The sequence below is a fragment of the Halovivax gelatinilyticus genome (assembly GCF_024300625.1).
GTDB classification, from domain to species: Archaea; Halobacteriota; Halobacteria; order Halobacteriales; family Natrialbaceae; genus Halovivax; species Halovivax gelatinilyticus.
In genome coordinates this window covers 2,693,178-2,713,052 of sequence record NZ_CP101322.1, presented here as the reverse complement: position 1 = coordinate 2,713,052, position 19,875 = coordinate 2,693,178, and the positions used below count along the sequence as shown (strand labels likewise).

Sequence of the window (19,875 nt, the reverse complement as noted above, 5' to 3'; positions counted from 1 at the left end):
GGTTTCGTCCGAGCCATCGGTGAGGTGGTGGTCGTCAAGATCGTCGGACGGTGGGAGGCTATCCGAGTCGTCGAGTGAGACGTCGTCCGAAGCGGTTGCAGGTGAGTTCGTATCGGGTTCGTCGCGAGGTGCGCCGCTCGAGGAGGCGAGGTAGACGCCGACGGAAAGGACGACACCGCCGACGATGAAGAGTGACCCCAGCGACTCGCCGAGTAACGAGACGCCCAGGAGCGCGCCGACGATCGGCTGGGCGAAGAAGAACGCCGCGAGGACGCTCGCGTCGACGACTTCCAGTCCCTTGTACCAGAGGTACCAGGCGGCGGCCGTTCCACCGATACCGAGGTAGAAGACAGCGCCGAAGAGCGCGGGCGTGGGCGTGACGTCCGTTAGCGTGGCGTCGGTGAGCGCGAACTCGACAGGAACGAACGCTGCCGTGACGGGAACGGCGACGAGACACGAGTAGGTTGCCGTTTCGAGGGCGGAGTAGCGTTCGACGAGCGGTTTTCCCCAGACGGTGTACAGCGCCCAGGTCGCGCTGGCGACCAGCAGGGCGAGCAGTCCCGCGATCGCGCCGCCGGTGAAACTCGACGCGTCGTACTGGCCGACGACGATGACGATCGTCCCGATCGTCGCGAGGGCGATACCGACGAGCAGCCGACGAGTGAGTCGCTCGCCGAGCAACGAGACGCCGAGGGCGACGGTGAAGATCGGCGTCAGGACGGTGACGAGCGAGCCCTGACTCGCCGTCGTCAGCGCCGTCCCCAGAAACTGGGTGACGATCGAGAGGGCGACGACGACACCGAGAATCCCGAATCCGAACTGGTCTCCGCGAGAGAACGATCGTCGAGGGTACCACAGCCGAACGACGACGAGCAGCGCGATCGCCCCGATCGCGATCCGAGAAAACGCGAGCGTCATCGGCGGAATCGCGTCGAATCCCCACTTGCTCACGACGTACAGTCCGCCCCACAGCGCGGCCGCAGACAGCGGGGCCAGCACGTAGCCGTATCGTATCCATCGGTCCGGAATCCACCCAGTTTCCATACTCGAATGTAACGCGATCGACGGGCGTGTGCCTGGTCGTTAGGATGTTAACCAAGCCACCAGGATCGACGCTTGCCTAAGCCGCCAGGACTGATACGCAAGCAATTGCTTGAGGACCAACACGTAACCAGGCCACAGAACCGACACGTAACCAATCGCTTGAGGACCGACACGTAACCAGGCCACCAGGATAGTACGCGTGCGAACGCGACGTGTCACTGCGCGTCGTCGAGCCACCTTCCCAGTCCGCCCGTCGGAGTCGGCCTGTTCACGTCGTCAGTTGCGGCCAGCGCCGCGACGGTCGGCGCGAGAAGTTTTCGCTCGGCGCGCCGGAGCGTCTTCGAGATCGCCGCATCGGAGACGTCGAGGGTCGTCGCGAGGTCGCCGAGGGTCGCCTCGCGCGGGACCTCGTAATAGCCGCTCTCGACGGCGAGGCGAATCGTCTCTCGTTCGGTCGGCGTCACTCGTCGTGACCCGTCTAACACCGTCGTCCCCACGGCGTCTGCACGAAGGTTCTCGAGGACCGTCGCGGGATCCAGACGCGTCCGCGAGTGAACCTCGTAGGCTTCTGGCTGGTCGTCCAGGTGACAGAGCGCGGCCTCCGCGTCGGACTCGTCGTCGAAGCCGATCGCCCAGCGCTCGTATCCCCCGACGTTCTCGAACGGGCCGGTGAGATAGCCGTCGTTCGCGAGCACGGTGGCCATGACGTCCGTCGTCCCCATCGTCACTCTCGCCCTCGCGGCCGGCCCGTCCTTGGCCAGCAATTCGAAGCGACTGACCGATTCGTGTTCGCGAATCACCGACAGGCCGCGTTCGACGTCAGCTCGGGAGCCACCCTCCGCGAGGACGCGCATCTCCAGCGTTCCCGTCTCGTGGTGGTAGTGCCAGTGTGGCGTGACGAACGCCACGTCGTTGCGCTCGCTCGCCGCGCTCAGCGGGCAATCGCGCTGACGGACGGAGAGTCCGAGCCCGATCATAGAGAGGGTCCGGGCTGCGCTCATAATCAGGTTGCGATCACGGCCATTTTTCCCTCCGTTGACCGCCTCCCGGTCACACGGCGCGAGTCGGGACGAGCGAATCGATCGGTCCGACCGCCCGTCGGCGTCGTCACTCGCGGTGAAATAACGGTATGAATGCGGACGGCCGCGATTGCCCGGCGTTCCGTCCGGGGGAGTCCCGGTTGCCTCCTCCACCCCGCGACCCGTCGAGCGACAGGTGTCCGACGGTCCACTGCTCGCTTCCGCGCCTGATGGGCTGTCGCCGGTTAACCGAGACGAGTCGTCCCTGCGGACGGTCGCCGCGGACCGCTGTCCCCGACGGACGAGGCTTCTGCGTTGGCTCCCGGGGCCCCGGTCGGTCTGACCGGACGCCCGCGGTGTTCGGTCCCCGCTAAAGGCCATAGGGCGGGTTACGAGCAGGGCCTAACTGCCCGACCTAGTCCGGTTGACTGTACTCGACTCGCCCTTAAGGGGCTTTCGCCTGAGGTCGGAGACGGCGTGCGGTTGAGCGCCGCGGGGTCGGGCGAGCGGTTGGCCACCGCTGAGACGAACGGTCGAACGCATCGACGGGCGGTTCGGGACGACTCACTCCACCTCGTCGAGGTCGCCGTGATCCGCAGCTCCCGCCTCGCCGCGTTCCTTCGGAGAGAGGGGAATCGCGAGTACGAGCAGCGCGACGTAGTAGGTGCCGACGATAGTCGCAACTACCCAGCCGCTTATTCCGGGAAGTGATGCGCTCTGTGGGAACGGTTGCTCGGGGACGAACGCCCACAGGTGAAAGAGCCAGCCGGCGAGCATGGCGGTGATGAGCGGCAGGTAGACGCGACGGAGTCGGTGGGCGAACGCACCGCGGTATGAGATCTTCGCCCGCGGGTCGCGGTAATCGTGACTGAGTTCGGCCCGCCAGGCCTCGTGTTCGACCCCGGCCGACGGGTCGAGCGCGTTCGCGAAGAGGTTCTCCTGGAGCGTCCGAACCCGGGATCGCCAGATATCGTAGCTCTGGAAGCGACGCGCCTCGATGAAGAGAAACACCGTCCCCATCATGATGCCGGCCAGGATCACCGCGTGGGATACCTCACCCGAGAAGGAGTAGGCGACGATCGCCGACATGACCGTCACCGCCCAGTTGGTCGTGGTGTCGAGCCGACCGCGCCACTCGACGGTCCGTTCCATCTCGCCGCGGTAGAGGTGGGCGGCGACCGAGCCGAGCCCGGTGCTCTGATCGACCATCTCGCGACCGATTTCGCGCTCTTCGGGTGACTCCGGGTCGAAGTCGGTCGCGTCGCCGGAATCGGACATGTTCTACGTACGCCGTCAGCGACAACGGTCTTTGGGGGGTCGAACGCGAGTCCGACCGGCGGGCCTCGGAGGACGACCCGACCCGATCACCGCGGATCCCGAGACCGAAACGGCTCGGCCGAACCGGTCGACGGCCGCTCACGCGTCGGCGTCCGCGTCGAACTCGTCTCCGAACGCGTCGATCCGCGATTCCGTTCCGGCAACGACTAACCGGTCGTCCGAAACGACGGCGAGGTCGTCGGTCGGGGAGTAGTAGCGACCGTGTCGCTCGATCGCTACGAGCGAGCAACCGGTCCGCTCGCGGACGCGGCTGCGGTCGAAGTCGTCCGCCAGCCACCCGGGCACGTCGGTCGACCGAACGTGGACGCTGTCGGCGAACGTCATCGCCTCGCGCTCGAAGATCGCCTCCGTGAGCATTCGACCGGCCACGCTCGGGAGTGCGAGGACGTAGTCGGCGCCGGCCGTGGTGAACCGTTCGACGTTTCCGTCGAGGTTGGCACCGACGAGACACGAAACGTCCGGGTTGAGCGCCCGTGCCACGAGCGAGGTGACGAGCGCCTCGCGATCCTCGTCGAGCGCGAGGATGATCGATCCGGCGTCGTCGACGCCGGCCGCAGAAAGCACCGCCTCTTCGGTCGCGTCGCCGACGACGTCGACGAAAGGACCGTCCTCGAGGTCTACGGCGACCCACTCGAGGTCGGCTCGTTCGAGCGTGCCGATCGCCGCCGAGCCGACGATGCCCGTTCCGACGACGACCGCCGGCGTCCGCTCCGGGCGGTAGGGCCGTCCGTCCGTTCGAGTGAGCGACTCGACGCGTTCGAGCGATTCGGTCGCGCCGGCGACGAGCAGCGTCGTGTTGCGATCGATCCTGAGGTCGGAGGGCAACGTCGGGAAGAAGTCGCCGCGCACCCACGCACCGAGCACCGTCGCTCCGTCGGATTCGACGCGGCGGGCGGCGACCAGGGGGTCGCCGAGGAGGTCGCTCCCCGAGCCGATCTGAAACTCGTAGCAATCGAACCCGTCGCCGAACTCGACGCCGTCGGTATCGACGACGCTGCGAAGCTTGTCAGCGAGCGCCTTTCCGAGACGGTGTTTCGGCGAGAGGACTTCGTCGACGCCGGCGTAGCGGAGGTACCTGGCGCGCTCCGGGTCCGCGACGATCGCGAAGACGTCGGCGTCGACGTCGAGTCGATCGATCTCGACGATCGAGCCGATGTGCTCGCGATTAGAGGCGTCGACGACGACGGCCCTCGCGTCGTCGAGTTGTACGTCGGCCAGCGTCCCCGCCGACGATGGATCGCCGTGAGTGACCGAAAAGTCCGCCTCGAATAGCGATCGTGCCCGCTCTTCGTCCGGTTCGACGATCACGTACCCCGTTCCCGTCGCCTCGAGTTCGTCGACGAGTGTTCGACACAGCGAGGTGTAACCGACGACGATCACGTGGTCGGTCACCGTGCCGATCTCTCCGGGTGGGGCCGGCCGAACGAGCCGTTCGAGCCACGGAACGACGAACGCGGGAAACGCGACGAAGATGTAGGCGATTCCAGTCACCTGAATCAATACCATGAGGAGCGTCATCTCGACCGACGTCCACGGGGCGTCCTGTCCGTACCCGGTCGTCGTCATCGACTGAACGACGACATCCATCGCGCCGAACCAGGTTCGCGACTCCTCTTCGAACGCGGCCATTCCCCAGCGATAGGCGGCGCTGTATACCGCAATCAGGACGAGCAACGACGTCACGTAGACGACGAGTCGGCGGCGGAGGTCGGTCGTCATCCGTTACCCGTCGCGGGGTTCGACGGCGAACGTTCCTGCGAGACTCATGGGAATTCCACACCGTCTACAGCCTTCGTTCTTGGTGGTATCGCGTGCGAAGACGGAGAAGCTATCACAGATCGACAGTCGGCCGGGACAGTTACAGCCCGGTACCGAGTGGAAAGAGCCAACTATCTGGCCCCACCATCCCTCGGGTATGGGACTCGGTTCGACGACGAAAAAGATTCAGGGAATTTCGGACAAGGCCGAACAGATGTACAAACAGGTCCAGGAGCTGCAGGGCCGGATCATCAACCTCGAAGAGGAAGTAGACGACACCCACGACACGGTAAAGAAACTGGATCACGACCTCGCCGAGCAGCGGGCGCTGCTCACGGCCATCGCCGAAGAACAGGGACTGGACGCCGAATCCATCCTGGCCGAGGCGGCGATTCAGGAAGCCGAGGAGGCGGACGACGATGAGACTGGCGGCGAAGCAGACAGAACAGCGGCGAACGATGGAGCGGACGGCACAGAGACGGACGGCGGTGGGGACGGAAACGGCACGAAAGACGGGGCAAACCCGGACGAGTAAGTCTCCACTCGCGCGTCGGGATCGACCTCGATCGGCCCAGTCGATCAGTTCGATAATAACACCTATCACCAGGCCCAAACCTTGCCACAACTATGACCACGCACGATCGCCCGCTGCCGTCCGTGCTCGAAACGATCGGGAAGACCCCGCTCGTGTCGATTCAGGCCGCCCCGTCCGACGTTCCGATCTACGCGAAACTCGAGTCGTTCAACCCGGGAGCGAGCGTCAAAGACCGTATCGGCGCCTACATGGTGGAGGCGATGCTAGAGCGCGGCGACGTCGAACCCGGCGGAACGGTGATCGAGCCGACGGCCGGAAACACGGGGATCGGATTCGCCATCGCGGCCAGACAGTTCGGTCTCGAAGCGATCTTCGTCGTCCCGGAACGATTCAGCGTCGAGAAGCAACAGCTGATGGACGCACTCGGCGCGCGCGTCATCAACACCCCGACGGACGACGGGATGGGCGGCGCGATCGAACGAGCCCACGAACTCGCGGAGACGCTCGACAACGCCGTCGTTCCCCAGCAGTTCGCCAATCCGCTCAACACGGAAGCCCACTACGAGACGACGGCGCCCGAGATCTTCGAGGCGCTAGACGGCGAGGTCGGGGCGATCGTCGCCGGCTGTGGCACCGCCGGGACGCTCATGGGGCTCGCCCGGTATGCGCTCGAACGGAACCCGGAGATCCACGTGGTTGGCGTCGAACCAGAGGGCTCGCTCTACGGCGAATTTCTCGGCGAGTCGCGCGAGGAGGGCGAGTACAAGATCGAGGGGATCGGGACGCACGACACCGAGACGAACGAGCTGTTCGAACCCGAACTGGTCGACGAGTTCGTCCCCGTTCCCGACGAGCGGGCCCACGAGGAACTCGCGCGGCTGGCCGCCGAGGAGGGCCACCTCGTCGCCTCCAGCGCCGGCGCGGCGAGCGTGGCGGCCGGTGACGTCGCAGACCGGATCGCGTCTGGCGAACTCGACGTCCCCCACGACAGCGTCGTGACCGTCTTTCCCGACTCCAGCGAACGATACCTCTCGAAGGGAATCTACCGCTCGTTCGAGGAGTGGTCGGGCTGAGGTCGCGGGAGACGTCGGCCACGACCGCGGTCGAACCCGTTCGAGAGCCGAACGATTACTATCCGGGGCGACCAACGTACTCGTAGACCCGTGACCGCTCCAGACTCACACCCCAGGTCGGTGTACGCGACCGAGGGCCTGCTCAGAGCATTGCTCGAACTGGCGAGCGAGAACCACCCCGACGGCGTCTCGACGGCGATCTCGACGGTTCCGGCGGCGGAGTTAGAGGGCGAAGACGCGGACGCCGTTCCCGAGGAGACGCCGGTGTTCGCCGAGTACCTGCTTCCCGACCCCGGAAACTCGCTCACGCACGTCTTCGGCGTCGAACTCTCGACGCCGAACCGAAACGCGCAGGGGCGGTTCATCTCACACCCGTCGGGCGAACTCGAGCTGACGCTCAGAGACGATCTCGCGGAGGTCGTGATCGTGGCGGTTCCGCCCTGGCGGACGGACGACGAGACGCTCGCCGCGTTCGACCGGAGCGGCGAACGGCTCTCGCTGTTCGAACTCGACGCCGCGCCACCCGAGCGGTCGTTCGAGACCGAATCCTGACGCCGACCCGACTCACTCCAGATACCCCAGCGTCCGGAGCTGATCGGTAATCTCCTCGAACTGGGCTTCGGTGAGTTCGCCCGAGCGCTGGTGCTGGATGACGATGCTGCGAAGCAGAAAGCGAACCAGGTCGCTCGTCGAGGTGAAACTCGTCCCTTCGATCGTCTCCTCGACCCGGCCGGCCAGCTCCTTCGGGATCGAAACGGTCGTGTACTCGGTCATACCGCCGACAACGGGGTGATCGCTCAAAGGCCCATCGCCACCGCCCCGAGTCCCGGCCGCACGGGCGAACGTGTAATTCCAAGCCGTACCACGACGCGCGGATCGATCCCGTAGCGGTTTTTTGTTCCGCGGGTCGACTAGCCGGTCATGGGCGTTCGGCCACCGACGAACAACGACGACAGCGAGCCGGAGACGATCGAGTTCGGGATCGCCGCCGTCGACGCGCGGTTGAAGGAGACGGACCTGACGTTTCCCGCGGATGTGGCTCGGGTCGAGCAACGACTCGGGCCGCGGCCGATCCCGTTCGACGCCAGCGGAAACAGCGTGTCCGTCGACGATGCGCTAGCTGAGACGGGGCTGGATCGGTTCGACTCGCGCCAGCACCTGATGAACGAGCTTCACGACGTCTTCGAGGAGTACCGGGCCACTCATACCGCCAGCGTGTTCGGTCGCGTCCGGTCGATGCTCCCCTTCTGAGCGGTCGAGATCGGTCGCGTCCGGTCGATACTCTCAGAGCGATCAGGATCGGTCGCGCTCGTCGTCCGATGCGTACTCCGAGGGGGCGGCGGGCGTCACGTCGCTCGAATCGTCGAGCGAGAGCGTTTCTTCGTCGACGTGGTGGCGCTCTCGCGCCCGGACCGATTCACCGAACCGTTCCAGCCGGCGTCGCTGATCGCGGTGGAGCGAGACGATCATGTCCGAGAGGACGCCGAACATCAGCAACTGCACCCCGAGAAGGATCGCCGCCGCGGAGACCAGCGCCAGGATGTTGTGTCCGATTCCGTAGGCGACCCACTGGTAGAGGACGTACGTCGCGACGAGCCCGCCGGCGATGATGCTCCCGACGCCGAGGGTACCGAAGTAAAAGAGCGGATTGCTCGTTCGCGCGAGTGAGTACAGCGCGACGATGATCCGACCGCCGTCGCGAATCGGATGGAGGTTGGTCTCCGACTCGTCCGGTCGCTCGGCGTAACTGACCGGGACGACCGTCGTGTCGATTCCCTGCTTTACGCACTCGACGGCGAGTTCGGTCTCGATGGTGAAGCCGTCGGCCGTCAGTCCACACTGCTCGAACGAATCGGTCGTAAAGGCGCGATAGCCCGAGAGGATGTCGACGTACGGTTCGCCGTGGATCGTCTCGAAGGCTCGGTTGATCACGCGGTTGCCGAACCGGTTGAGCCGCGTCATCGCCCCGTCTTCCATGTCGGCGAATCGATCGCCGATGACGTGTTCGGAGCCCTCTGCGAGCGGCTCGAGCATCCGCTCTGCGTCGTCCGGGTCGTACGTTCCGTCGCCGTCGAGCATCAGGACGTACGGAACGTCGATGCGTTCGACCGCCTCCCGCACGGCCTGGCCCTTGCCGGTTCCTGACTGGGTCATCACCCGCACGCCGCGATCGGCGGCGATCTCGCGCGTTCCGTCGGTCGAGCCGCCGTCGACGACGAGGACGTTCTCGTAACCGCGGCGTCTGAACGAATCGATGACGTCGCCGATCGTCGCCGCTTCGTCGAGCGTCGGAAGCAACACGCAAACCGACGATTTCGAGAGAGACGCCGATCGCTCGGCGCGTGGAGATCCGCGATCGTCGACGACCTCCTGGTTCATTGGCTCTTTCTGAACGGGCTGTGGCGAAAAGAGTACTGATCTCCCCCGGTTCGATTGGTACACTCGATCGGCCACCGGCTGGAATTACCGTCGTGATCAGGATTCGGGCTGATCAGGAGCCGCCTCGCGCGGCGCTTCCTCCCTGGCGTCCGCCGGCTTCCAGCGCAGATCTATTCGAACCCGTTCCTGCGCGCCGCGAAAGACGCCCGATCGTTCGAGGACCTCGACCTCGGTCGTGAACTCGTCGGGTGGATTCAACGTCACGGTCTTGTTCCCTACCGGGACGGAAATTCGCTCGCCGCCGCGCTCGAACTCGTCGGCGAGGTCGCGCAACAGTGCAGCGACGTTCTTTCGCCCGAGTTCGCGCGCGTCGTCCGTTCGTTCGACCATACCCTTCCAATCGGCGGTCGTATGTAAATCGCTGCGGCGTGCATGTGACGGGACGTACAAACGGGCAACGGGTGAACAGCTTGGACCCCCACGGCGGGCGCGCTGTCGGGCGAGCGATCGTCACCCTCGAAGATCCTCGACGCGACCGACCGCGAACGGAACGAGCATCTCTTCGCGAGTGAGTCCGCCGTGCATACCGATTTCGTTCAGATCGCGATCGATCCAGCAAAGGCCGCGATTTCGATGCACCGCCAGGAGGTCGCCACAGCGTCGTTCGAACAGCGCAGACGGCGAGGCCTCCCCGAAGAGCCCGGCGTCGACCGCCTCCGAACGGGTGTAGACGCGCCCGTCGACCGCCTCCGCCAGTCGGGCGTTGACGTCGGCAACGTGATCGGGATCGACGTGAAGGTGCATATTTCGCGGACTGCCGGTCGGTCTCCGCGGTTCGTTCGACCGGTCCCTTCGAAGCCAGCGCCGCACGTCGGGCCAGCTCGGCCAGTCGGTTACGTCGACGTTTTCGGCCGGAACCGTATCCACGATACCGTGATCGGCCGAGACGACGAGCAGCGTCTTCGCGGCCGCGTCGTCCGACAGGCGCTCGACGAATCCGGACTGGAGGTGAGCGAGGACGTCGGTCGCCGTCGATCTGGTTGCGCGACTTCGCAACCCGTCCTCGTGGGCAGCGGCGTCGATCGAGGGCTCGTACCCGAAGACGAACGTCGGCCCGTCGGCCGACTCGGCCGAATCGCGAAGCCGTCGCGCGAACGACTCGCGTTCGTCGAACCCGGTCCGCGCTGCACCGTCGAATATCGCCCTACTGTAGGGCGATTCGACGATCGACGACGGCAGGACTGCTTCGAACGAGAGATCCGTCTCGGCCGTCCTGGCCGACAGCGCCGTCGCGTCGAACAGCGCGGACCCGTCGAGCGTCGGATCGACGTCTCCAATCGGCGTTTCGGTTAGCGTGGTAAACGGGAGCGTGACCACGTCGCGCTCGATCGCCCCCAGGTACTGAAACCACCCGAGGAGCCCGTGCTCGATCGGATCGGTCCCCGTCGCGATCGAGGTGAACGCCGCGGCCGTCTCCGACGGAAAGATCGAGGTGAGCGGACTCACCGTCCCGTCCGCGGCGAACCGCCGGGCCAACGTCGACCGGGACTCGAAGCGAGTCCACTCGTCGTAGCCGAGACCGTCCAGCAGGACGAACACCACGGTTTCGACGTCCGTGTCGACGCCCCGAAAGACGTCTTCTGGCATCGGCGCGTCGAATCGGGAATCGAGGAGCCCGAGTAGCGATTCGACGACGTTCGAGACGCAGTACCCGCCGTAGTCCGGCTCGACGACCGCGTCTCGCTCCCGGTTCGCGCCCACCCGCTCTTCTATCTCCCGACGGGACATGCGGTAAGAGATTCGAAGGAATCCCCTAATCGTTTCGGTGAACGAGAACAGAGCGGGCGAAAACCACCGACCACGACGTGCCGGTTCGAGGTCACTCGGATCGCGTTACCTCGACGCCGAGGTCCGTGAGCGTCTCGAAGAACGTCGGAAAGGAGACGTCGACGTGTTCGGCCCCATCGATCGTCGTCTCGCCGTCGGCGGCGAGCGCGGCGACCGCCAGCGCCATCACGATACGGTGGTCGCCGCGACCGTCGACGCGCGCGCCACTGAGCGTCGACCGGTCGCCGTGGACGATCAGCGCGTCGCGTTCTTCGGTCGTCTCGACGCCCATCGTATCGAGTTCCTCGGCCATCGCGCTCACCCGGTCGGTCTCCTTGTACCGGACGTGTTCGGCGTCGAGGATTCGGGTCTCCCCGTCGGCGACGGCGCCGAGGGCGGCCAGCGTCGGGAGGAGATCGGGCGTGTCGGCGACGGAGACCTCGATACCCGACAGCGGGGCGCGTTCGACGGAGAGGCGACCGGCCTCGCGGTTCCACTCGACGGGCGCCCCGAACGCCTCGACGTGATCGACGATCGCGCGGTCGCCCTGCGCGCTCGGGTGTGCGCCCTCGATTTCGACCTCGCCGGCGATCGCACCGGCCGCCAGCAGGTACGAGATCGAGGAGAAGTCGCCGGGGACGGCGTACGAGCCGTCAGCTACGCGGTAGGATTGGCCGCCGTCGACGGCGAAGCCAGCGTCGGTCTCGCGAGTCTCGACGCCGAACGCATCGAGCACTTCGCGCGTGACGTCGACGTACGGTGCGGATTTCAGCGTCGTTTCGAGCTCGACCTCGACGCCTCCGTCGGTGAGCGGCCCGGCCATCAACAGGGCGGAAACGTACTGCGAGGAGACGTCGCCCGGAATCGAGACGCGACCGCCGTCGATCGGACCGTCGATCACGAGCGGCGCCTGGCCGTTCGACCGCGTGCTCCTGGCGGTCGCGCCGAGGTCGGCGAGTGCGTCGAGCAACGGCCCCTGTGGACGCGACCGGAGCGACGCGTCGCCAGTCAGGACCGTGGTTCCGTCGACGAGCGCGGCGGTGGCGGTGACGAGGCGCATCGTCGTCCCGCTGTTCGCACAGTCGATCACGTCGTCGGGGATGGCCGGCTGGCCGTCGAACCCGTCGATCGCGAGCGCGCCGTCAGATCGGCGGCTGACCGAGCCGCCGAACGCCTCGACCGCGCGCGTCGTCGCCTGCGTGTCCGCACTCCAGAGGGGAGACTCGACCAGACTCGATTCGCCACAGCCAGCCGCGAGGATCGCCCGATGCGTGTAACTCTTCGACGGAGGTGCACTGACGACACCGTCGACGGTCGCCGGAGCGAGCGTGACGTTCATACGCACACTGACTGCGGGTTCGCCTATGACGGTACCGGTCCCGTCCGGATTGACCGTCGGTCGTGTCCAGCGAGTCGGCACGTCTCTCGCCGGGAAAGGTGCAATTATGTAACGCCCCTCGGAACGGGCGTACATGAACGAAACGCGCCGACCGCTGACCGACCACCTCGCCGAGCACGACCTGGACGCCTATCTGATCGACGCCGACGGCACCGACGCGAACCAGCGCTACATCTCTGGCTTTTCCGCGCCGGACCCGTTCCAGACGATCGTGACGGCCGACGGCGTCCACCTGCTTGTGTCCGGGCTCGAGTACGGCCGCGCCCAGACCGAATCCGACGCCGACAGCGTGACCAACACCGCCGCCTACGACTATCACGAACTTCGCGAAGAGTACGGCCCGCGCGAAGCGAAACACCGACTGCTCGCGGCGTTTCTGGCCGACCACGGCGTCGAATCGGTCGCCGTTCCCGAAAACTGTCGCGTCGGCACCGCCGACGGACTCCGCGAGCAGGGGATCGCCGTCTCGGTCGACGCCGACGGCGTCGTCGGCGAACTGCGCGAGACGAAGACCGACGCTGAGATCGAACACGTCCGCGCGACCCAGGCTGCCAACCAGCGCGCGATGGCCGTCGCCGAGTCGCTTATCGCGACCGCCGAGGTGCGCGACGGCGTCCTCTATCACGACGACGAGGTGCTCACGAGCGAGCGCGTCACGACCGAGATCGAGATCGCCCTGCTGCGCGACGGCTGCGCGCTCGACGAGACGATCGTCGCCTCGGGTGCGAACGCCGCCGATCCCCACGACCGCGGGAGCGGCCCGATCCACGCCGGCGAGTCGATCGTGATCGACATCTTCCCGCGCGATAAGGAAACCTGCTACTTCGGCGACATGACCCGGACGTTCGTTCGCGGCGAGCCAAGCGACGAACTACGCCGACGGTACGAGGTGACACACGAGGCCTTCGAGGCTGCCCTCGACGCCATCGAACCTGGGGTCGCCGGCGACGAGATCCACGGAATCGTCTGCGACGTCATCGAAGACGCCGGCTACGAGACGCTCCGGAGCGACCCAGAGACCAGCACGGGCTACATCCACGGCACCGGCCACGGCGTCGGCCTCGACATCCACGAGGGGCCGAGCCTCTCGTTCGGCGGCGACGAACTCGAACCCGGCCACGTGATCACCGTCGAACCCGGCATTTACGATCCGGAGGTAGGCGGCGTCCGCATCGAGGACCTCGTCGTCGTCACCGAGGACGGCTACGAGAACCTCACCGACTACCCCATCTCGATCGAACCGCAGGATCGTCGGTAAGCCGGACGACCGTTGCCGACTTGATTCGTACCCGATCGATCGAACTCCTTTTGCGACGGCGCCCGATAGTGAGCAGCGATGGAGGTGTGTATCGTCGGCGCCGGTGCGATGGGGCGATGGCTCGCCGAGACGCTCGACGCCGACCTCGCGATCGCCGACGTCGACGAGACGAGAGCGCGCGAGACGGCCGCCGCCGTCGGTGGCCGGACGGTCCCGCTGGAACCCGACGGCGACACCTACGACGCCGTCTGCCTCGCCGTTCCGATGGGCGAGGTCGAGGCGGCGATCGCGACGCAGGCGGTCCGAGTCGACGGCGCGATCGTCGACGTCGCGGGCGTGATGGAACCCGTCCTCACCGCGATGGACGAGTACGCACCCGCTGTGGAACACTGCAGTCTGCACCCGCTGTTCGCACCAGAACGCGCTCCGGGATCGATCGCCGTCGTGACCCGGTCGGCGGGTCCGGCGACCCGGGCGATTCTCGCAGACCTAGAGACCGCCGAAAACGAGCTCGTCGAGACGACGCCGGCCGAGCACGACGGCGCGATGGAACGCGTGCAGGCGGCAGCCCACGCGGCGGTCCTGGCGTTCGCGGCGGCCGCAGAGCCGGTCCCCGAAGCGTTCGAAACGCCGCTGTACGAGGGCCTACGCGAGCAGGTCGAACGGATCGGTGCGGGAACGCCGCGCGTGTACGCGGACGTCCAAGATCGGTTCGACGGCGCCGACGCCGTCGCCGAGGCCGCCGGACGAATCGCGGAGGCAGATCACGACGAACTCGTCTCGCTGATCGAGGACGCGACGGCGACGTGGGTCGACGACCGACGCGAGACGAGCCGATCATCGACCGCGTCCGGGGGTGTGCCGGATCGATGACCGACCAGCGCGAGGCGGTCCGGGAGAACGCGTTGTACCTGCGGAACGTCCGACCGATCGATCCGGAAGAAATTTTCGAATACGTCGAGGGCGAGCCGCACCCGGCGGTGGTCCGCCAGTACCTGCGCGAGGACGCCGTCACGCTCGGACTCGTCGAGCGCGAGGACGGAACGTTCGTTCCCGTCTCCGAAGAACCAGTCGAGGCGCGCTTCGAACCGGTCGAGAGGTTCCCCCGAACCTACGAGAACGCCCTCGAAGACTGGCTCGTCGAACGGTACGGGCCACACTGGTACGACGGGGCGTCGGGCGACGTTCTCCGGTCGACGCTGCGTCGAACGAAAGCCCAGTACCTGGCGGGCGACGCCGTCTCTTACGACGAGGACGTCGCCGCCGGGTACGCGATCTACCACCTGCCGGGCTACTACGCCGCGGTGCAGTACGCACTCGACGATTTGGCCGAGCGGGACTTACTCGGTCGGAACCTCCGAGTCCTCGACGTGGGCGCCGGGGTCGGCGGCCCCGCACTGGGACTGTGTGAATATCTCCCGGACGACGGGCTCGTCGAGTACCACGCGCTCGAACCGAGCGCGGCCGCGGACGTCCTCGAAACGGTGCTCGCCGAAACCGGGCGGAACGTCCACTGGGACGTCCACCGCACGACCGCCGAGGCCTTCGAACCGGACGGCGAACCGTTCGACCTCATCTTGCTGTGTAACGTCCTGAGTGAACTCGATGACCCGGTCTCCGTCTGTCAGCGCTACCTCTCGATGCTCGCGGACGACGGCTCGCTGCTGGCGATGGCGCCGGCCGACCGGGAGACGAGCATCGGCCTGCGAGAGGTCGAGCGAGCGGTGGAGGACACCGCAGTTTCGAGTGCCGACGGTACCGAGCGCACGGTCACCGTCTACGGACCGTTGGTCAGACTCTGGGCGGGCGAGCGGCCGAGCGATCGGGGCTGGTCGTTCGACGTCCGTCCCGACCTCGCGGTCCCGGACGTGCAATCGCGACTCGACGAGGCGGCGACGGATCCAGACCACCGGCCGGGCGAGTTCGTCAACGTCGACGTCCAGTTTTCACACTCGATGCTTCGACTCGACGGGACCCGACGTCACGACGTCTCGCTCGATACGGCCCGCTGGGCGAAGATGGCGGAGATGGAACGCCACGTCTCGAACCGGATCGACCTCGTCGCGGCGAAGGTGAGCCGCTCGCTCGTCGATCGAAGTGAGGAGGCCAGCGGGTCGACGGGAGAGGAGCCGTCGAATCCGCTCTTCAAGGTCAGCGACGGGAGCGAAGCGGTCGATCACTACGCGGTGGTGACGAACGAGACGGCGTTGAACCGACCGCTACTCGACGCCGGGTACGGGGACCTCCTCGCGTTCGAGTCGGCGCTGGCGCTCTGGAACGACGACGAGGAGGCGTACAACCTGGTCGTCGACGAAGAGACCGTGGTCGATCCGCTCGGGTAACACTCCGACGAACTTTTCGCGTTCGACGCGAAGGCAATCGGTATGGACGACCGGCTATCAATATTGCTGACCAACGACGACGGCTACGGCGAGCCGGGAATCGTCGCCATGGGCGAGGAACTCTCGCAGATCGCAGACGTCACCGTCGTCGCCCCCGCGACCGACCAGAGCGCCTGCGGGCGAGCGATCTCGAACGAAGTGACCGTCGACGAGCGCGACGACGGCTACGCGATTACGGGGACCCCCGCCGATTGCGTCGTCGCCGGCCTCTCCGAGTTCGCCCCCGATCCGGACCTCGTCGTCGCGGGCTGTAACGAGGGAGCGAACCTCGGCGCCTACGTTCTCGGACGGTCGGGGACGATCAGTGCCGCCGTCGAGGCCGCATTCTTCGACGTGCCCGCGATCGCCACCTCGATGTACGTTCCGGTCGGCGACCTCGCGTTCGAGGACGTCGAGACGACGCCCGCGGACTTCGCCGAGGCGACGCGCGCGACCCGCTACCTGGTCGAGCACGCGCTCTCGGCCGGCGTCTTCGAGGACGCCTCCTACCTCAACGTGAACGTCCCGATGAACGGCGGACGGGAGCCGCCGATGGTCGTCACCCGACCGTCGAAGCGATACGAGATGGACGCGACCCGCAACGGATCGACGATCACCGTCGAGGACGGCGTCTGGGAGACGATGGATCCGGAGACAATTCCCGATCCGCCCGGCACCGATCGACGCGCAGTCGTCGAAGGGCAGGTGAGCGTCTCGCCGCTGGTCGCCCCGCACACGACGGGATCACAAGCGCAGCTCGAGGCGCTCGCGGAGGCGTATCCCCGCTCCAGGGGACGGAAATCGGCGAGCGAGCGAACGAACGAGTGACCGAGCGGAGCCGGAGTCAATCGATTTTCACCTGAGTCAGCAAGCGGGCCGCTGATTTATGAGGATGGAGAGCAGACACACAGGTAGACAGCGCCAGGCTCCTGCCGAACCGTCACCCGTCGAAGCACAACATCTTGGTAGGAGGGCGTCGTAGGACGATCAAACGAATAGACGGTGATCCACTCACATGGTATTCAAAACGCTCTGGTCACAGTTATCAACCCGGTTCAACTCGGCCGCGGTCGACGAAGCCGAGTCGACCGATGACGAATCGGACGACGAAGAGACGCTCAGTTACGCCGAACAGGTCGAGTACGGCGTCGACGAACGGGAACTTGCGGACGAAGACGTCGTTCTCCGGCTGCTCGTAAAACGCGGGGGCCGCGTCGATCGCGAGACCGTCATCGAGAAAACGGGGTGGTCGGCCGACCACTTAGATACCGTCGTCACGGAGATGGAAGCGGACAACCAGGTGAGTGCCATCACGGTCGGTCGTCAGGACATTATTTGTCGCCGCGGATTCGAACCGAAGGGCTATCGCTCGCATCTAAACGAGTAGCCACCGGCCGGGAGACTCGATATCGCTCTATTATGCTGGCGTCCGGTCGGTCTAATCCGCCCTCAATCGTACTTTCACGCCATTTATAAGACGCGTCGCGGACAGCTTTCGGCTCATCCCCTCGCCTGGGAACGACCGACAGCCAGTAAGTAACTGCAGATAGAAGGTGGCGTATGGACGTAACCGACGTCATCGACGATACGTACGACACGGTCGACGAGGAGACGCCCGTCTCGAAGCTCCGAGGTGCGTTCGAAGGGTCGGCCCAGAAGGCACTGCTCGTCACGGCCGGCGGCGAGTTCGACGGGATCGTCACGCGACGCGACGCGATCTCGTCGCACGAGAAGAACTCGCGAAAGGCACGGTCGCTCGTTCGACCAGTGCCGAGGATCGGCCGCCACGAAGACCTCCGGGAGGCCGCCCGCCTCATGATCGCGGGCGACACGAGAGTGCTCCCCGTGATGGACGATCCCGAGGCGGAATCAGGGGACGTCGTGGGCGTGGTTCGCGCTGACGACCTCCTTCGACACGTCCAGCCGTATCTCTCGGTGCTCGACACCGAGGACGTCGCCACGCTCGAGGTTGTCACCGTCGAACCCGAGACGACGCTCGGAAAGGCGCTCGCTACGTTCCGCGAGAAGCGCATCGAGCACCTGCCGGTGGTGGCCGACGAGGACGGCGAGAACGTCGTCGGCATCGTCAGCCTGCTCGACGTCATCCAGTTCGTCACTCGGGAGCTTACGCGACAGCAGGGCGGCGATCCGTCGGCGCACGTCACGGCACAGGGCGGCGATCACGGCGGATTCGGCGATCGGAGCGGTGAGAGTGCGGACTTACTCGACCTGCCGGTACGGAACGTGATGGTCGAGACGGTCGGAACGACCACGCTGGACGAATCGCTCGACGCCGCCCTCGACACCATGCTCGAGTTCGAAGCCTCCTCCTCGATCGTTCTCGACGACGGTGTGCTCGCGGGCATCGTCACCAAGACCGACCTTCTGGACGCGTTGACGTGGACCGAAGAAGGCGGTCGACCGATACAGGTGTTCGGTACCGATTACGTGACCGAACTGACCCACGAGACGATGGCCGAGCGGATCGACGACGTCGCGCGCAAGTACGGCGCGATGCGCGTTCTCGAGGCGAAGGTCCACGTCAACGAACACAAAGAACGCCTTCGCGGGGTTCCGCAGATCCACGTCCGCATCCGGCTGTACACCGACAAAGGACTGTTCGTCGCCTCCGACACTGGCTACGGCGATCGCCACGCGTTCTCGCTCGCGCTGAACGCGATCGAACGCCAGATCCTGGAGGGGAAAACCTACGGCGAGAGCAAGAAACCGGTCGACGACGAGGAGATTGCCCGAATGTATGGCTGGTGGCTGTCCGAGTAGGTCAGACGTTCCAGACCGCCCGTATCGTCACGCGTCGATTCTTCGCTCGCCCTTCGGGGTTGTCCGACCCGTCGTCGTGGGTGTTCGGGGCGACCGGGTCGGTTTCTCCCTTTCCGCGGACCGTGAACGCTTCGGCGCCGTAGACTTCGTCATCGACGAACCACGCTTTGACCGCCTCGGCGCGCCGTATCGATAGATCCATATTGTAATCGGGATCGCCGATCGAGTCGGTGTGACCCTCGATGTCGACGGGCTTGCGGAGGCGGTTGTTGAGGAGATCGGCGAGATGCGTGAGCGTATCGTCGGCACCGGAAGAGAGTTCGGCGGAGTCGAACGCGAAGAGGACGTCGTTCGGAACGTCGATCCGCTCGTCTTCCATCGCTGGGACGCGAAAGTGCGGTTCGCGTGGCGGTCGCGGCGGATCGCGAGGCGGCAGGTTGAGCACTCGGGGGACGAGCCCGGTCGGTTCGCCGTCGCCGTAACACAGTCTGGTGACGCCGTGAGCCAGGCTCGGTCCGGCCGTGTTGAGTCCCCAGCCGCTCATCCGGACGTACGCCAACCGATCCGAAAAGTACGCCATATCCCCCCAGAGCGTGAGGTACGTGACGGACCCGACGAGCGCCCGCATCCCCGTCACTCGCGCCCCGACGCCGTGGAAATCGGTGAAGTTGACCGGTTCGTCCGTCCTGAACAGGGTGTAGTTTGGCGGGCCGGAAGAGAGGCCGATTGGGGAGATATCGAAGCCGACGCCCAGCGGTATCATTCTGATCTCGTGGGCCCGCCCGGTCTCGCGGTTGACCAGTTCGAATATCTCCGCGCCGATCCCGGGTCCCCTCCAGCTAACGTCGGCGCTGAAATCGGCCGATATCGCCCACGATCTCGTCCGTCGAAGGTCTTCGTGCGTCGGTCGGCCGATGGCGCAGTCAGTTTCGTCGATTCCGTCGTCGGCGCGTTCGAGCGCTCGCTCGTGGCGTTCCTGGGCGAAGTTGGTGATACCCTCGACCGGACCCGTTGCGTTGTCGGCGAGGGCTCTGCGTTTTGGCTCCTCGACGGCGCGCTCTCTCGATCTCCCAGCACTCATCG

The 19,875-nt window shown here is 66.0% G+C and carries 19 protein-coding genes, 1 other RNA gene and 1 pseudogene; 10 read left to right on the top strand and 11 right to left on the bottom strand.

Features of this window, described 5'->3' with window-relative positions; all coding sequences use genetic code 11:
• Positions 1–129: 129 nt before the first annotated feature.
• The 5 genes and pseudogenes from NKH31_RS12900 to NKH31_RS12880 all read right to left on the bottom strand — a co-directional run.
• Positions 130–1,044, bottom strand: a pseudogene (locus tag NKH31_RS12900) (DMT family transporter); the annotation flags it as partial.
• Positions 1,045–1,259: 215 nt separating this feature from the next.
• Complete coding sequence (locus NKH31_RS12895) at positions 1,260–2,021, bottom strand: helix-turn-helix domain-containing protein (RefSeq protein ID WP_254864812.1); 762 nt, start codon at positions 2,019–2,021, stop codon at positions 1,260–1,262.
• 156 nt (positions 2,022–2,177) lie between these two features.
• An RNA gene (gene ffs / locus NKH31_RS12890) (signal recognition particle sRNA) lies at positions 2,178–2,489 on the bottom strand.
• 138 nt (positions 2,490–2,627) lie between these two features.
• Complete coding sequence (locus tag NKH31_RS12885) at positions 2,628–3,341, bottom strand: DUF2270 domain-containing protein (RefSeq protein WP_254862202.1); 714 nt, start codon at positions 3,339–3,341, stop codon at positions 2,628–2,630.
• A gap of 138 nt (positions 3,342–3,479) precedes the next feature.
• On the bottom strand, positions 3,480–5,120 hold the full coding sequence (locus NKH31_RS12880; RefSeq protein WP_254862201.1) for a potassium channel family protein: 1,641 nt from the start codon (positions 5,118–5,120) through the stop codon (positions 3,480–3,482).
• 196 nt (positions 5,121–5,316) lie between these two features.
• Here NKH31_RS12880 and NKH31_RS12875 point away from each other — a divergent pair, with 196 nt between their 5' ends.
• From NKH31_RS12875 to NKH31_RS12865, 3 genes are all read left to right on the top strand, one after another.
• Positions 5,317–5,694: a DUF5798 family protein gene (locus tag NKH31_RS12875; RefSeq protein ID WP_254862200.1), complete on the top strand. Its 378-nt coding sequence runs from the start codon at positions 5,317–5,319 to the stop codon at positions 5,692–5,694.
• Positions 5,695–5,786: 92 nt separating this feature from the next.
• Complete coding sequence (locus NKH31_RS12870; protein ID WP_254862199.1) at positions 5,787–6,767, top strand: PLP-dependent cysteine synthase family protein; 981 nt, start codon at positions 5,787–5,789, stop codon at positions 6,765–6,767.
• Positions 6,768–6,857: 90 nt separating this feature from the next.
• Entirely contained in the window at positions 6,858–7,319 is a 462-nt protein-coding gene (locus tag NKH31_RS12865) for a JAB/MPN domain protein-containing protein (protein ID WP_254862198.1), read from the top strand.
• A 12-nt stretch (positions 7,320–7,331) separates the two neighbouring features.
• On the opposite strand, the gene NKH31_RS12860 is transcribed toward NKH31_RS12865, so the two are convergent.
• Positions 7,332–7,541: a ribbon-helix-helix domain-containing protein gene (locus NKH31_RS12860; RefSeq protein WP_254862197.1), complete on the bottom strand. Its 210-nt coding sequence runs from the start codon at positions 7,539–7,541 to the stop codon at positions 7,332–7,334.
• 147 nt (positions 7,542–7,688) lie between these two features.
• Here NKH31_RS12860 and NKH31_RS12855 point away from each other — a divergent pair, with 147 nt between their 5' ends.
• The gene (locus NKH31_RS12855; protein ID WP_254862196.1) at positions 7,689–8,018 is read left to right on the top strand and encodes a hypothetical protein; all 330 of its coding nucleotides are present in this window, start codon (positions 7,689–7,691) and stop codon (positions 8,016–8,018) included.
• A 42-nt stretch (positions 8,019–8,060) separates the two neighbouring features.
• On the opposite strand, the gene aglJ is transcribed toward NKH31_RS12855, so the two are convergent.
• From aglJ to aroA, 4 genes are all read right to left on the bottom strand, one after another.
• Entirely contained in the window at positions 8,061–9,146 is a 1,086-nt protein-coding gene (gene aglJ, locus NKH31_RS12850; RefSeq protein ID WP_254862195.1) for an S-layer glycoprotein N-glycosyltransferase AglJ, read from the bottom strand.
• 96 nt (positions 9,147–9,242) lie between these two features.
• Complete coding sequence (locus tag NKH31_RS12845; protein ID WP_254862194.1) at positions 9,243–9,536, bottom strand: amphi-Trp domain-containing protein; 294 nt, start codon at positions 9,534–9,536, stop codon at positions 9,243–9,245.
• Positions 9,537–9,656: 120 nt separating this feature from the next.
• A complete protein-coding gene (locus NKH31_RS12840; protein WP_254862193.1) occupies positions 9,657–10,934 on the bottom strand; it encodes an alkaline phosphatase family protein in 1,278 nt (425 codons plus the stop codon).
• Positions 10,935–11,025: 91 nt separating this feature from the next.
• Positions 11,026–12,312 carry a 3-phosphoshikimate 1-carboxyvinyltransferase gene (gene aroA, locus NKH31_RS12835; protein ID WP_254862192.1) on the bottom strand — a complete coding sequence of 429 codons (1,287 nt, stop codon included), beginning with the start codon at positions 12,310–12,312 and terminating at the stop codon, positions 11,026–11,028.
• 133 nt (positions 12,313–12,445) lie between these two features.
• Between aroA and NKH31_RS12830 the strand changes: the two genes are divergently transcribed.
• The 6 genes from NKH31_RS12830 to NKH31_RS12805 all read left to right on the top strand — a co-directional run bounded on the left by NKH31_RS12830 (position 12,446) and on the right by NKH31_RS12805 (position 18,792).
• Entirely contained in the window at positions 12,446–13,630 is a 1,185-nt protein-coding gene (locus NKH31_RS12830; protein ID WP_254862191.1) for a M24 family metallopeptidase, read from the top strand.
• Between the two features lie 78 nt (positions 13,631–13,708).
• Positions 13,709–14,503, top strand: coding sequence for a prephenate dehydrogenase/arogenate dehydrogenase family protein (locus NKH31_RS12825; protein WP_254862190.1), 795 nt, complete (start codon positions 13,709–13,711; stop codon positions 14,501–14,503).
• The gene (locus NKH31_RS12820) at positions 14,500–15,972 is read left to right on the top strand and encodes a small ribosomal subunit Rsm22 family protein (RefSeq protein ID WP_254862189.1); all 1,473 of its coding nucleotides are present in this window, start codon (positions 14,500–14,502) and stop codon (positions 15,970–15,972) included. The genes NKH31_RS12825 and NKH31_RS12820 overlap by 4 nt, the downstream gene beginning before the upstream one ends.
• A gap of 42 nt (positions 15,973–16,014) precedes the next feature.
• Positions 16,015–16,839 (top strand): 5'/3'-nucleotidase SurE, encoded by an 825-nt coding sequence (surE, locus tag NKH31_RS12815; protein WP_254862188.1) that lies wholly within the window; start codon positions 16,015–16,017, stop codon positions 16,837–16,839.
• Between the two features lie 187 nt (positions 16,840–17,026).
• Entirely contained in the window at positions 17,027–17,398 is a 372-nt protein-coding gene (locus NKH31_RS12810; protein WP_254862187.1) for a helix-turn-helix transcriptional regulator, read from the top strand.
• Positions 17,399–17,571: 173 nt separating this feature from the next.
• Positions 17,572–18,792, top strand: coding sequence for a CBS domain-containing protein (locus NKH31_RS12805; protein ID WP_254862186.1), 1,221 nt, complete (start codon positions 17,572–17,574; stop codon positions 18,790–18,792).
• A 1-nt stretch (position 18,793) separates the two neighbouring features.
• Here NKH31_RS12805 and NKH31_RS12800 read toward each other — a convergent pair whose 3' ends face one another.
• On the bottom strand, positions 18,794–19,873 hold the full coding sequence (locus NKH31_RS12800) for an OmpA family protein (RefSeq protein ID WP_254862185.1): 1,080 nt from the start codon (positions 19,871–19,873) through the stop codon (positions 18,794–18,796).
• Between the last annotated feature and the right edge of the window lie 2 nt (positions 19,874–19,875).